Below are 15,086 nucleotides of genomic sequence, written 5' to 3'. Positions count from 1 at the left end.
GACTTTTTAGCCCGATGAGACAAGAGGATGTCATGAGACGATTACTAACAACGTTAATTATTCTGCTAGTGGTATTGGTTGCAGGAATGAGCGCATTGGTATTGCTAGTAAATCCTAATGACTTTCGTGCTTATATGGTCAAACAGGTCGAAAGAAAAAGTGGCTATCATCTGCAACTGGAAGGGGATTTGCGTTGGCATGTTTGGCCGCAACTTAGCATTATCGCCGGCAGGACGGCGCTAACAGCCCCCGGAGCCGCAACTCCAGTGGTCAGTGCCGAAAATATGCGTCTTGATGTCAAACTTTGGCCACTGCTGTCGCACCAGCTTGATGTCAAGCAAGTGATGCTAAAAGGGGCGGTTATCCGCCTAACACCTGACAGTGAAGCTCAGCAACAACCAGGGGGGCCGGTGGCCCCGGCAGGTAATGCGCCGCTGGATGAACATCGTGCTTGGAAGCTTGATATCAATAGAGTGCAGGTAGCAGATAGCTTGCTAATTTGGCAACGGACAGATAATGATCAAGTCAATGTCCGCGATATTAATCTTGAGCTTAGCCAAGATGCCCAGCGCCAAGTTCACATTACCCTTGCCAGCCGTGTTAATCGTAATCAGCGGGATGTCACTTTTTCGATGGTTGCCGACGCCGATATGAGCCATTACCCACAGCAGTTCAGCGCCAATATCAGCCAATTTACCTATAAATTGGAAGGGGCGGATATTCCTGTGGGCGGGGTGAGCGGCGAGGGGACATTACAGGCTAGTTATCAACGCGACCTTCAGCAGTTGCTGCTTAATCAACTGAGCTTTACGGCCAATAATAACCAGCTTACGGGGAGTGCTAAAGCGACGCTCGGCCCTGTTCCTGAGTATGTTATTAATCTGGCTGCTGATAATCTCAACCTGGATGCGATTTTTGGTTGGGAGCCGAAAAATACCGCCAATACTGAAAATCAGGCCAAACAGCCGACCGTGACCGCGCCGGTCATTGCTATTCAGGCGGATGATGATGTCGGGCAGGACCTACAGCCATTACGTGACTTTACGGCGCAAATGACCCTCACGGCGAATAATTTGGTTTATCGCGCAATAAACGTAACGCAGCTGAGTTTACAAGCATCTAATCAACAAGGTGATGTGCAGATTAGCCGTTTAACCGGCAAGGCACTGGGCGGGGATTTTTCACTGCCAGGCTCACTGGATGTTACTGGCAAAAAGGTGCTTACCGCGGTAAAACCCGTGGTCAATAATATGGAACTGGGGCCGGTGTTATTGGCCGCAGGTTTACCGCAGATGATGACCGGTAAATTCTCCATGACCGCACAGTTAACTGGCGATGGCCTCAATGTTGATGCATTCAGTCACCGCTGGAAAGGTGATGCGCAGTTTAGTATGAATGGCGCGCAGTTGCAGGGGCTGAATATTCAGCAGCTTATTCAGCAGGCCGTCAGCCGCAGCTCCAATGATGTTAAAGGCCAGGAGCACTATGAGCGCTACACTGAGGTTAAACAGTTACACGCTAATCTGGCCTTGAACAAAGGGCGCATGAGTGTGAAAAGCCTCAGTGCTGATTCGGCATTTATTGCCATTAAAGGCGATGGCGAGCTCAATTTACCTCTACAGCAGTGTGACATGAATTTGTCCGTGCGGGTAATGCAGGGCTGGAGTGGTGAGGATAGGCTGGTTAAGTTTTTGCAAAACACCGATATCCCATTGCGCATTTATGGCCCATGGGCCCAACTGAGTTATCAACTGAATGTTGAGCAACTCTTGCGTAATGAATTACAACAGCGGGCTAAACAATCCCTTAATGACTGGGTTGAACGTAATCCAGAGAGCCGCGCACGTCAGGATCTTAAAAAACTGATTGATAAACTTTAACTTACGTATCCCCCAATATCGGTAGGGCGATTAACTTATCGATATTGGGTTATGACTTTATTTGTTGTCTTTTTGTTGCTGCATTGATCGCCAATCTCGCTTTTCTAAATATAAAATCCTCTCTCTTACTCACAAACTAATATTTGTTTCTAAAATCTCTGTGAATCATTGATAGATGTCATAAACTCACCGCCAGACTTTGGGCAGAGTGCAGAGCGATTTCTGCGTTTTAACAACAATAATGATTTATACCCATGTAATTTGCACACCACGAGCCGCGTTGTGGTGTCGAAAGCGAGGGGTATTTAGCCACAGGCGAGTATTCGGTGAGAGAGGGTGTATGTTAGATCTTTTGATTGGGATTGTGGTTGCCATCGGTGTCGGCCGGTACATTATTAAAGGCTACTCAGCCACCGGCGTACTGATGGTCGGCGGTTTATTGTTATTAATTATCAGCGCCTTGATGGGGAAAAACATATTACCCGCCAGTGCAACGCCAACCGGTTGGCGGGCGACAGATATTGTCGAGTATGTCAAAATTTTGCTGATGAGCCGTGGTGGCGACCTCGGCATGATGATCATGATGTTATGCGGATTTGCCGCCTATATGACGCACATTGGTGCCAATGATGTGGTGGTGAAGCTAGCATCCAAACCACTACAAATGATCAATTCACCGTATTTATTGATGGTGGCGGCCTATATTGTAGCCTGCTTAATGTCTTTGGCTGTGTCATCCGCCACCGGCCTAGGGGTATTACTGATGGCAACACTGTTCCCGGTGATGGTCAATGTTGGCATCAGCCGCGGCGCAGCTGCTGCCATTTGCGCGTCGCCGGCGGCTATTATTTTGGCCCCCACGTCCGGCGATGTGGTGCTGGCGGCGAAAGCTTCTGAAATGCCGCTGGTCGATTTTGCGTTTAAAACCACATTACCTATCTCCATTGCCGCGATTGTCTGTATGGCTATCGCCCACTTTTTTTGGCAACGTTATCTGGACAATAAAAGCCAGGAAAAGCATGAGATGATGGATGTCAATGATATTACAACCCATGCTCCTGGTTTTTATGCCATTTTACCCTTCACCCCCATCATTGGTGTGCTGATATTTGATGGCAAATGGGGCCCAGAACTGCATATCATCTCAGTATTGGTCATCTGCATGTTGATTGCCGCGGTGATTGAGTTCCTGCGCTGTTTTAATGCTAAAACTGTTTTCGCTGGCTTGGAGGTCGCTTATCGGGGGATGGCGGATGCATTCGCCACGGTGGTGATGCTGTTAGTGGCCGCTGGGATATTTGCCCAGGGATTAAGCACTGTTGGCTTTATCAGCGGGCTGATTGGGTTAGCACAATCTTTCGGTACTGGCGGCATCATCATGATGCTGGTATTGGTCACCATCACCATGTTGGCGGCGATGACGACCGGCTCTGGTAATGCGCCGTTTTATGCCTTTGTTGAATTGATTCCAAAACTTGCCGCGCAAATGGGGATTAATCCGGCTTATCTGGTTATTCCAATGCTGCAAGCTTCCAATCTAGGCCGCACACTATCCCCGGTTTCAGGGGTGGTGGTGGCTGTCGCGGGGATGGCGAAAATCTCACCTTTTGAAGTGGTGAAACGCACCTCAGTTCCGGTCTTGGTTGGGCTGGTGGTGGTGATTGTGGCGACAGAAATTCTGGTTCCGGTGCATTTGTAGCGGTGGCAAAGTGCAATAAAAAAGCCGGGCGACAAGAAGCTGCCCGGCTTTATCCTTCACTATTTTCTCAATAAATTGCTGCGGCTCAGCATTTTATTCTGTCGCCGGTCACACTTCATAATCAGGGTCAGGGGCCTTCAGCGGGGTTATCTTCACTTTTAAGATACGGTGGCTGCTAACTTCAATGGGCTCAAAGAGATAGTCGCCAATTTTCAGTTGCTCACCCACTTTAGGTATTCGCTGGGTGTACTCCATCAATAATCCAGCCAATGTATGGTATTCACGTTTATCATCTATTGGCAGTGGTAGATAAAGCACCAAATCCTCCAACGGCATATAGCCGTTGGCTATCCAGCAGCCATCATCGGTTTGCTGAATATCATGACGGGCATCTAATTCTTCACCTGCGACGGGCAGATTACCCGCGATAGTCTCCATGACATCCGTCAGGGTCACCACCCCTTCGATAGAGCCAAACTCATCGACCACAAAGGCAAAGTGCGTTTGTGCCTGACGGAATTGCTCAAGGGCCATTAGCAAAGAAACTTGTTCGGGGAAAATTAAAGGCTGGCGAATCAGCGCCCGCAAGTCGAGTTTTTCATTGGCTAATTGCTGCTTCAACAAATCAATCACATGAATCACACCCAGCGGTTCATCTGTTGAGCTATCTTCCGTGACCACAATTCGGGTATGCAGATTTTTGGTCAGCAACTGAGTTAGTTTTTCAGGCGGATCATTTAAATCAAGATATTCAACATCATGGCGTGAGGTCATGATGCTGCTGACTGTCCGCTGTGCTAGCCCCAACACCCGTTCTATCATGCGGCGTTCCTGCTCATTGAACACCTCTTGACCGGTGCTGGTGTTATCAGCAATCAGATTAGCGGTATGGTTATCTAACTCAGCCTCTTCATGTTTGCCACTGAGCATTCGCAGCACGGCTTCTGCAGTCCTTTCGCGTAATGGGCGGACAGTCGACAGAAAGCGGCGGCGGTTGAATTGTGCAAACTGATTCAGCGACTCAATAATTACGGAGAAACCAATTGCAGCATACAAGTAGCCTTTCGGAATATGGTAGCCAAAGCCCTCAGCCACTAAGCTAAAGCCTATCATCAGCAAGAAACTTAAGCATAAAATGACGATAGTCGGATGTGCATTTACAAAGCGAGTCAATGGCTTACTGGCCAATAACATCAACCCAATGGCAATACAGACTGCCGCCATCATTACCGCGAGGTGGTCTACCATACCAACGGCAGTAATCACGGAATCGAGGGAGAAAATAGCATCTAGCACCACAATTTGTGCTACGACGGGCCAGAAACGGGCCCCTTTACGTTGCTGATTTTGTTGATGATCCTTGCCCTCAAGCCGCTCATTGAGCTCCATTGTGGCTTTGAATAGCAGGAATATCCCCCCGACCAACATAATTAAGTCGCGCGCACTGAACGGATGCCCAGAAAGTGTGACGAATGGCGCAGTTAATGTTGCTAACCATGAAATACACGCCAATAGCAGCAAACGCATGAGTAATGCGCAGAGCAACCCTGTTACTCTGGCTTTATCTCGTAAATGACGGGGTAGTTTTTCGGCCAAAATGGCAATAAATATTAGGTTGTCGATACCTAACACAATTTCGAGCACCACCAGCGTTGCTAGCCCGGCCCAAATAGTAGGATCCGCGATCCATTCCATATAGCTAACTTCACCTTTTATTTCTACGGCCAATGCCACTGAAGCGAATAATGAGCCTATAGCATCAAATTTTCAAATTTAAATATAAGAAATAGATGATATTCATCATAAAGAATATGGGGAAAAAAAAGAAAGAAAAAATGTAAATTATTGAAACTATTCTATAATGTAAAAAAAGGCCCTAGAGATAGGTCACGAAAACTAACAGACATTTCCTAGTTAAAATTAATGTTATATAATGCATAATCAGTAGAAATCATTATATGGGTATAATTTGCTCAGCAGAATCATGCGTCTATAATTTAGCAACACACACAAATGCTGGAAATATGACCAAATAGCTATTGGTAGCTGTAAAGCCAAGGGCGGTAGCGTTGTTAAATCTATTAATTATGCTGGTTATTATTTCAATAGAAATGATTATTGTTCTCATTTTTAGTGTGGCACTTTTAGTCCGCAACTTTATAATGTTTAAGGATATATGATGTTACTTCCGGTGATTATGGCTGGCGGAACAGGTAGTCGTCTGTGGCCGATGTCAAGAGAGCTTTACCCTAAGCAGTTCTTGCGGTTACATGGGGTAAATTCGATGCTGCAGGAGACTGTAAATCGTTTAGAGGGAATTTCTGTTAGAGAACCGGTGGTTATTTGTAATGAAGAGCACCGGTTCTTAGTTGCCGAACAGTTGCGGCAGATCAATAAGTTGTCACACAATATAATATTAGAACCCGTAGGTCGTAACACCGCGCCAGCCATTGCATTGGCTGCCTTAAACGCCGTATCCCAAGGCGATGATCCAGTTATGTTGGTGTTAGCTGCCGACCATATCATTAATAATCGCGATGCTTTCCATCAGGCAATCACCAGTGCTATTCCATTTGCGAAAAAAGACAGCCTAGTTACATTCGGGATTGTGCCTACTGGCCCGGAAACAGGCTATGGTTATATACAACGTGGCGACGCGATCGTTAATGATATTTCAGAAGCTTTTAAAGTTGGGCGCTTTGTTGAGAAACCTAGCCTAGAAACAGCAGAACAATATATTCGTTCAGGTGAGTATTATTGGAATAGTGGCATGTTTATGTTCCGCGCCAAACGATATATTCAAGAGTTAGAAAAGTTCAGGCCAGATATTCTTGACGCATGTAAAGCCGCAATGAAAGACTCTGACTCCGACAAAGACTTTATTACTATCGATAAAGATAAATTCAGTGCTTGCCCGGATGAATCTATCGATTATGCGGTGATGGAGCAAACCAGTAACGCGGTAGTTGTACCGCTGGATGCGGGGTGGAGCGATGTTGGTTCATGGTCTGCACTGTGGGATGTGAGTAACAAAGATAAATCAGGTAATGCTATTACCGGGGATACGTTCTTACATGACACCCAGAATTGTTATATCAACACCGATGAAAAATTAGTCGCGGCAGTTGGGGTGGATAATTTAGTTATTGTTAGTACCAAAGATGCTGTGTTGGTTGTTGATAAATCTAAGGTGCAAGATGTTAAAAAGATTGTTGAGCATCTTAAACTAACGAAACGAAGTGAATATCGTCGCCATCGGGAAACTTATCGCCCGTGGGGCCGGTGTGATATTGTTGTAAATGAACAACGTTTTAACGTCAACCGTATTACGGTTAAACCGGGCGGTTCGTTTTCTATGCAAATGCATCATCACCGGGCAGAGCATTGGATTGTGTTATCCGGAACAGCCAAAGTCACGATTGGGGAAAAAACATTCTTAATCACTGAAAATCAGTCTACTTTTATTCCTATTGGTTCACTTCATATGTTAGAAAATCCCGGGAAAATACCACTTGAGCTTATAGAAGTTCAGTCAGGTTCTTATCTGGGTGATGACGATATTATCAGAATTAAAGACCATTATGGCCGCTGCTGATTTAGAGGAAACAATGAATACCTTAACGTGCTTTAAAGCGTATGATATCCGTGGTCAATTAGGTACAGAATTGAATGAGGATATCGCTTACCGTATTGGCCGAGCTTTTGGTGAATATTTGAAGCCCAAAACTATTGTTATCGGCGGTGATGTCCGTTTAACCAGTGAAGCATTAAAAATGGCGCTGGCCGAAGGGCTGATGGATGCTGGTAGTGATGTTTTAGATATTGGCTTAAGTGGGACAGAGGAAGTTTATTTCGCAACTTTCCACTTAGGTGTCGATGGTGGGATTGAAGTGACAGCCAGCCATAATCCAATGGATTATAATGGTATGAAACTGGTACGTGAAGATGCTAAGCCTATTAGTGGTGATACTGGCCTACGTGATATCCAAAGACTTGCTGAGCAGAATGATTTTAAAGTAGTTGATAAGAATAATAGAGGCCGCTACAAAAAGATTTCAGTGCTCAAAGAGTACGTTGACCATTTAATGGGCTATATTGATTTCAAAAACTTCACCCGACCACTAAAACTGGTTATTAATTCTGGCAATGGTGCTGCCGGTCATGTTATAGACGAAATAGAAAAACGTTTTACTGCTGCACATATTCCTGTCGAGTTTATAAAAGTTCACCATCAGCCTGATGGTAATTTCCCCAATGGTATTCCTAATCCGTTACTGCCTGAATGTCGTGCAGATACCGCAAGATCTGTCACTGAGTCTGGTGCAGATATGGGAATTGCATTTGATGGAGATTTTGATCGTTGCTTCCTATTTGATGAGAATGCCCAGTTTATCGAAGGATATTATATTGTCGGTCTTTTAGGTGAAGCTTTCTTGCAAAAAGAGAAAGGCGCTAAAATCATTCATGACCCACGGTTAACTTGGAACACAATTGACATCATTTCTAAAGCAGGTGGTATTCCTGTGATGTCTAAAACAGGGCATGCTTTTATTAAAGAAAGAATGCGTAAAGAAGATGCAGTATATGGCGGTGAAATGAGTGCTCATCACTATTTCCGCGAGTTTGCCTATTGTGATAGTGGCATGATCCCGTGGCTGCTGGTGGCTGAGTTATTATGTGTCAAGAATATGTCATTAAGTCAATTGGTTGGTGCCCGTATGCGGGCATTCCCGGCTTCTGGTGAAATTAACCGTAAGTTAAAAAATGCTAAGACTTGCATTGCTAAGATTCGTGCTATTTATGAACCTGACGCAGTTAATGTTGATTTAACTGATGGTATCAGTATTGAATACAGTGACTGGCGGTTTAATCTCAGAACATCAAATACAGAACCCGTTGTTCGTTTGAACGTTGAGTCGAAAGGAGACCAAGCCTTAATGAATAGTAAAACAAAAGAGCTCCTTAGCTATATCTATGATTTATAAATAATTATTTAGGCTGATAATATAAATATCAAGTAGGGCTGGTAAACAGCGATTGATTAAATTTTACAATGAATTGGCAGAGATAATGAAAATACAGAGTATACCAGATGGTAATAATATAAATTTAATCGTGGATTCAGATTTATTTCGAACGAGTTTTTACTCATGTATTGCGGAATACGCATATCAATATGCAATAACGTTTTTTCTTGAATGACTTAAGCCGAAAAGAAAAGTGAGACTATATCTTATGGTTGTGATGTTAAGTAAAACATTATGGAGTTATCGTGGATTCATTATAGGAAATGTAAAAAGAGAATTCCAAGCTAAATATAGAAACTCAGCGCTAGGGGCTATATGGAATATATTAAACCCACTAGCTATGATAGTAGTTTACACCGTCATATTCTCACAATTAATGAAGGCGCGCTTACCCGGTGTAAATGATACATTTTCCTACAGTATCTATCTATGTGCTGGTATTCTCACCTGGGGGCTTTTTTCTGAGATAGTTTCTAGAGGCCAGGGGATATTTATTGAGCAAGCTAATGTCATAAAGAAAATAAATTTTCCAAGAATGTGCCTACCAGTAATTATTATTTCTAATGCGTTAGTTAATTTTGCAATCGTATTTTCATTATTTACTATCTTTCTGATAGTGAGCAATGAATTTCCTGGGATGGTTTATTTTTGTATTATTCCTGTTTTACTAGTCTTAATCATTTTTGCTATTGGTCTTGGAGTTCTTCTTGGCATAATGAATGTGTTCTTTCGTGATGTAGGTCATTTTTTTGGGATCTTTTTACAATTTTGGTTCTGGTTTACACCAATAGTCTACTCTATCCATACATTGCCGGAACGTATTCAGAGAATCATATCACTTAACCCGCTTTATGGAATAATAACTGCATGTCAAACTATTTTAGTAAATAAGATGGTTCCGTCATGGCAAGGATTATTACCGGGACTTATTATTGGATCAATCCTCTGCTTAATAAGTATTAGGTTTTTCAGAAAATATTCAGGTGAAATGGTAGATGAGTTATGATTGAACGTATCAAAGTTACAGGTCTAGGTAAGGCGTATAAGCAATATAATAGCCAATGGGGACGGTTAGCTGAATGGTTTATCCCTTTCTCCAGAAATAGACATAAAACAAACTGGGTTTTACAAGATATTAACTTTTCAGTTAGGGCTGGAGAATCAGTAGGCATAATAGGTGTTAATGGTGCAGGAAAAAGCACTTTACTGAAAATGGTTACGGGGACGACACAACCGACTACTGGCAGCATTGAAGTAAATGGCCGAGTTGCTGCCTTACTTGAGCTAGGAATGGGGTTTCATCCAGAATTCACAGGTCGTCAAAATGTATTTATGGCTGGGCAGTTATTAGGGATGAATGTTAATGACATATCAAGGCTGATGCCTAGGATAGAAGAGTTTGCTGAAATAGGGGATTACATCGATCAACCTGTACGTGTTTATTCTAGTGGAATGCAAGTTAGATTAGCTTTTAGCGTAGCAACAGCTGTTCGCCCTGATTTATTAATTGTTGATGAAGCTATGTCTGTAGGTGATATATATTTCCAACAGAAGTGTATTGCGCGAATTGAAGAATTCAAGAATGCAGGTACTAGTATCCTTTTTGTGACTCATGATTTCTCAACTTTACATACTGTGTGTGATCGGGCTATTTTATTGGCAAATGGGCGTTGCCAATATATTGGGAAAACAATTGAGGCCGTTGAAAGATATTTTGGATATCTCAATGTTAATAAAGCTATCATACAAGAAGAGAAAGAAATTAGTGACAGATTTATAAAAATTGATAAGTTTGTTAAAAGCTATCTTATTCTTAATAACAATAGAAAACCGGTTAATTGTCTAGAGAGTGGTAATAAGTACATTTTCGAATTCGAATTAACAGGGCTTGAACAATATAACAAACCACATATTGGGTTTCGCATTCAGGATAGGCTAGGGCAAGTTATATATGAGACAAATACTCATTGCCAACACACAGATGTAGAAAATAAAAACTACTCAAAAGTTATATTAAGTTTTGATAATATACTCGCACCTGGAGAATATACATTAGGAATAGGTGTAGAGGCTGGAGGTTATGGTGATGGACTATTCGAACAGGTAATTGCATTAACAGAAAGAGTAATGGTATTTCAGGTAATTGAAAACCCAAATTTACACAAATGGGCTGGTATAGCTAATATCAACCCAGAGATAAAAATAGTGTAAAGTAATTTTTTTTGAAAAACCATATGAATAACCTGATATAACTCTATCAAAACAACCATCTTAATTTAGATATGGAACTATTTCATGGCAGTAAATAAATCAATAACTTTTGACGTCATTAAAGAATATCTTGATGAAAAAAATACGGGTGAGACTGCATGGATAGGTGAGTCACTTTCACCAATTAATAGCAACCAGTTAATTCTCAATCTCGCAACTAATATGAGAGCAGATCCGATTCATCATAATAGATATGGGAGAGTGTTTATATATTCGCGTAGTATATTTGAATATTTTGACTCTTGGAAAATTATTTTAGATGAGTCTATTAGAACACTAAAAATTCACGGTCAATTAATTATACGAAGTAAGGATAGTAGCAGTGGTACTCTTTTTGAACTAAAATCACAGCTATTTAGGAAAAAAAATATCTCAATAAAATTATTAAAACAAATTAAATTGGATGATGGTTTCACTATTAGTATATTTGATGTGATAAAAGAGAAAAACCATCTATATAGTGAAAAAAGTTGGTCCATTGGAATTCTTTCTAATGGAAAAAAGAATGATACTGTAGTTAATCTTATATTAAGTATATGTGAAGCTAATACTAATCGATTACCCATCGAGTTTATTATCGCTGGACCTGAGATAATTAGCGATAAAATATCTCTTTTAGACATATACTATGTTGCTACAGATATTAATGATGATTTACCTAGAATAGCAGAGAAAAAGAATAAAATAATATCGACTGCTAAATATGCTAATATTGCAATATTTCATGATCGTTACATTGTAAATCAAGACTATTTTGATGGGTTTGAAAAATTTGGGTACGATTTTGATTTTTTAACAATAAAACAATATTATCACGATGGGAGTGAGTTTCCTGCATATATTGCTTTCCCAACAAGAGAGAAAAGATGGCAAACACCAATTCATATAGATACATATGATCAGATTCTATCTGGATCGTTTATTAATGGTGGCCTGATTGTTGTAAAGAAACATATCGCTGTACAGCCTATCTTTAACGATTTATTGCTTCATAATGAAGCTGAAGATGTTGAACTAGCATTTTATCTTTCAGAGAATGGTATTATCGCTAGATTTAATGGTTTCTCCTCGGCGGTAAGCATCGATACACCACTAGGTTATACATCCACATTTAAAACTGCATCTAAAATTAAAAAAAACCATCAATCATTGCGTTATAAATTAAAAATAAATTTTATAAAAATACTATTTCTGATATGGGCTAGTTTACCCCATTCGGTAAGAGTCAAATTGGCAGGAACCAAGTTATATGAAAAAATCAAAAATACTATTAATTCTTGATGATAGTATAATCAATAGTCATCATGGTGTCAGGCGTTATGTTTTGTCTCTTACCAATGCAATAAAAGACTATTTAGATGTGGATTATATAATACACAGAAAAATTTCTGGAATAGATACGTATTTTAGAGTTGTATTTAGTAGAGACTTCGTTATAAATAATGGTTTTTATGAAAATAATCTTGTTGGGGAATCTCGTCATGAGATAATAAGAAAAATTCGAACGCATAGCTATATAAATATCAGCAATAATCTTAAGGTTACTTATGCTTGTTCATATCTAGGTGAAAAAATTCCTGATGAATACTCTCTAGTTATTGTAGCTGCGCCATGGATTCATATTAACAAGCACTCTTTTTCTTGTGTCACTGCTTGTATTGGACTAGATGCTATTCCAAATATATATGCACTACATAATATTGATAATCAGGGTTTGCGAGAATTTGCATGGCAGCATAAAATAGGCTTTGAGTATTATGACTTAATACTCTCAATCTCTGATGAGAGTAAAAAACAAATATCGTATTTTGTTACTAATGAAAATAAGATACTATCTATTCCGCCTTTTATTCCGGCTGGTTTTGAACAAACAATAATTAACAAAACTAGAAGTAATGAAGAAAAAACTGTTGTATTAGCGGCACCATTTGACGAAAGAAAAGGTGTCATTTTTATTCCCAAATTAATAAACAATTCTGATATCGAGAGAATAATTATTTTCGGTAGTGTTCGGTGTTCTTTTGATATGCTGCTTAGTTTTTTTGAGGATATCGCTATAGAAAAAATAGAGTGGTGGTCATCAGTAACAACACATAAACAGATTGAATTATACCAGAGAGCACGAGCATTACTATTTCCTTCTCTTAATGAGGGGTTGGGATTACCGGTCTTGGAGTCTCTTGCCTGTAATACACCTGCTATCGTTTCAAATATAAAACCACTCAATGAGCTTGTCGAATCCTCTTTTATCATTGATCTCAATGATGAGTTGTCAAAGAATACAACTATAATTAATAACGTGATAAATATTCCCGATAATTACGACCTTAAGAATGAAAGTCTAGGGCATAAAAATATAACTAACTTTATCGCTCAGCTAATTAAAAAATAGGAGAGAATGTGTGAATGATATTATTATTGATCTAGGCGCTAATATGGGAGGTTTCTCATTAGAAGTTGCTAAAAGAAACCCTGAGATCACAGTTCATGCAGTGGAGCCATATCCGCAATTAGCTATATTTTTAAAGGAAGAAACCGAAAAAGAGAAAATTTCAAATCATATCATTCATGAGATTGCAATTTCTGAAAAGAATGGAAAGAGTAATTTTAATATATCAACTGAATCAGAATTTGGAACTTCAAGCCTTTTAGACTTCTCCACTGAACATCTTAATACAGATGAGTATTGGTCTAATAGAATAGATCTAATTCACTCCAATAAGATCAATGTAGAAACAATGACACTTTCATCGTTTTTAGATCGACTTTCATTTAACCGTATTCGATTTATTAAAATTGATATACAAGGGATGGATTTGATTGCATTGAAAACGGGAGGAAAATATATAGATCGGATTGATGGTGGAATGCTAGAGGTCCCGTCTGTTAAGCATTTATCTTTATATTCTGGAACTGACGATGATCTACTTTCAGCATTATTATTTTTAGATAAAAATAATTTTTACGCATACAAAATAAAACCTAATGACCCAGCCTCAAATGAGTTTAATATATTTTTTTGTAGAAAAGGGAAAGAATATGAATTAATGGAAAATGAGTTAAATTTACGGGGGCTTAAATACTATGACGGTAAACATTACTGGCACTTCCCATCTAACCGACAAGAGTTTCCTGAAGTATATATTATTGAGTTAACAAATAAACTAAATGATATAAGAAAGGAGAATGATAGGTTAAATATAGAGTTATCAGAGGTGAATGAGAAGTTGACTCGTTGTCAGACTGAATTTAAAAATTTAAAATCAAACTTTCTCCGTAGAGTAATCAATTATTTTAAGTAGCATTAATTTGTATTGAAAGATAAGTACAGAGGTAACTAAAATAAAATGATAACATATATTTCTTTCTAAGCCTGTAAATGATTTCTTGTAAAATATATAGCTATTGTTAATGATTCATTATCAAATTTTTAATTTAGAAGGTGAATAAAAATGTTGAATATTGTTATACCTATGGCTGGTGCTGGTAGTCGCTTTGTAGATGCAGGATTTGAAAATCCTAAACCCTTAATTAGTGTTCATAATATTCCTATGGTGAAAGTTGTCATTAATAACCTTACACCACAATGTCAACATCGATTCATATTTATTGTCCAAAAATCTCATGTCCAAAAATATGATGTGGCTAATAAATTGATGGAGTGGGCAGAAAACTCGGTTGTTATTGAAACAGATAGTTTGACAGAAGGCGCTGCATGTACTGTTTTATTGGCAAAAGAATATATAAATAGTACAGATCCTTTAATGATTGCCAATAGTGACCAATATATAGACTGTGATATTAATACCTATATTTCAGCTATATCTGATGTAAATCATCAGGGGGGGATTATGACAATGACTGCTAATGATCCTAAATGGTCTTTTGTCGGATTCGATGATTCTGGCCGGATTAATCGAGTTATTGAAAAAGTAGTTATTTCTAGTGAAGCAACGGTTGGGATTTATAATTTCCGCCATGGTGCTGATTTTGTAACTTCAGCTGAAGAAATGATCGAGGCAAATGACCGAGTGAATGGTGAGTTTTATGTTGCCCCTGCATACAATTATTTAATTAAAAAGGGTGCTTCTATTGGAATTTACAATATTGGTTCAGAGGCTAATGGGATGTATGGACTTGGGACACCTGCGGATTTAGAATTATTTCTAAAACTACCAGTATCACTCAAGGCGACAAAAGGTCTATAAG

General features: G+C 39.6%; 11 protein-coding genes. 10 read left to right on the top strand and 1 reads right to left on the bottom strand.

Going from position 1 to position 15,086, the window contains the following annotated elements; genetic code table 11:
• Positions 1–32 precede the first annotated feature (32 nt).
• Both asmA and dcuC read left to right on the top strand, forming a co-directional pair.
• A complete protein-coding gene (gene asmA, locus D5F51_RS11775) occupies positions 33–1,880 on the top strand; it encodes an outer membrane assembly protein AsmA (protein WP_129196916.1) in 1,848 nt (615 codons plus the stop codon).
• A gap of 340 nt (positions 1,881–2,220) precedes the next feature.
• Positions 2,221–3,579 (top strand): anaerobic C4-dicarboxylate transporter DcuC, encoded by a 1,359-nt coding sequence (gene dcuC, locus D5F51_RS11770; RefSeq protein ID WP_087769140.1) that lies wholly within the window; start codon positions 2,221–2,223, stop codon positions 3,577–3,579.
• Between the two features lie 108 nt (positions 3,580–3,687).
• Here dcuC and D5F51_RS11765 read toward each other — a convergent pair whose 3' ends face one another.
• Positions 3,688–5,274, bottom strand: a complete 1,587-nt coding sequence (locus D5F51_RS11765; RefSeq protein WP_129196913.1) for a TerC family protein — start codon at positions 5,272–5,274, stop codon at positions 3,688–3,690.
• Between the two features lie 484 nt (positions 5,275–5,758).
• Here D5F51_RS11765 and D5F51_RS11760 point away from each other — a divergent pair, with 484 nt between their 5' ends.
• The 8 genes from D5F51_RS11760 to D5F51_RS11725 all read left to right on the top strand — a co-directional run bounded on the left by D5F51_RS11760 (position 5,759) and on the right by D5F51_RS11725 (position 15,085).
• Positions 5,759–7,174, top strand: a complete 1,416-nt coding sequence (locus D5F51_RS11760) for a mannose-1-phosphate guanylyltransferase/mannose-6-phosphate isomerase (RefSeq protein WP_025377782.1) — start codon at positions 5,759–5,761, stop codon at positions 7,172–7,174.
• Between the two features lie 13 nt (positions 7,175–7,187).
• Positions 7,188–8,564, top strand: a complete 1,377-nt coding sequence (cpsG, locus tag D5F51_RS11755) for a phosphomannomutase CpsG (protein WP_129199331.1) — start codon at positions 7,188–7,190, stop codon at positions 8,562–8,564.
• Between the two features lie 250 nt (positions 8,565–8,814).
• The gene (locus D5F51_RS11750) at positions 8,815–9,612 is read left to right on the top strand and encodes an ABC transporter permease (protein ID WP_129196910.1); all 798 of its coding nucleotides are present in this window, start codon (positions 8,815–8,817) and stop codon (positions 9,610–9,612) included.
• Positions 9,609–10,817 (top strand): ABC transporter ATP-binding protein, encoded by a 1,209-nt coding sequence (locus D5F51_RS22880; protein WP_129196907.1) that lies wholly within the window; start codon positions 9,609–9,611, stop codon positions 10,815–10,817. Before D5F51_RS11750 ends, D5F51_RS22880 begins: the two co-directional genes overlap by 4 nt.
• An 84-nt stretch (positions 10,818–10,901) precedes the next feature.
• Positions 10,902–12,158, top strand: coding sequence for a hypothetical protein (locus tag D5F51_RS11740; RefSeq protein ID WP_129196904.1), 1,257 nt, complete (start codon positions 10,902–10,904; stop codon positions 12,156–12,158).
• Entirely contained in the window at positions 12,127–13,269 is a 1,143-nt protein-coding gene (locus D5F51_RS11735; protein WP_129196902.1) for a glycosyltransferase family 4 protein, read from the top strand. The genes D5F51_RS11740 and D5F51_RS11735 overlap by 32 nt, the downstream gene beginning before the upstream one ends.
• Before the next feature lie 10 nt (positions 13,270–13,279).
• The gene (locus tag D5F51_RS11730; RefSeq protein ID WP_129196899.1) at positions 13,280–14,179 is read left to right on the top strand and encodes an FkbM family methyltransferase; all 900 of its coding nucleotides are present in this window, start codon (positions 13,280–13,282) and stop codon (positions 14,177–14,179) included.
• Positions 14,180–14,329: 150 nt separating this feature from the next.
• Positions 14,330–15,085: a glycosyltransferase family 2 protein gene (locus D5F51_RS11725; protein ID WP_129196897.1), complete on the top strand. Its 756-nt coding sequence runs from the start codon at positions 14,330–14,332 to the stop codon at positions 15,083–15,085.
• Position 15,086: the final 1 nt, after the last annotated feature.

It is taken from the genome of Yersinia hibernica (assembly GCF_004124235.1).
GTDB classification, from domain to species: domain Bacteria; phylum Pseudomonadota; class Gammaproteobacteria; order Enterobacterales; family Enterobacteriaceae; genus Yersinia; species Yersinia hibernica.
This window is presented reverse-complemented; position numbering and strand designations above follow the sequence as displayed.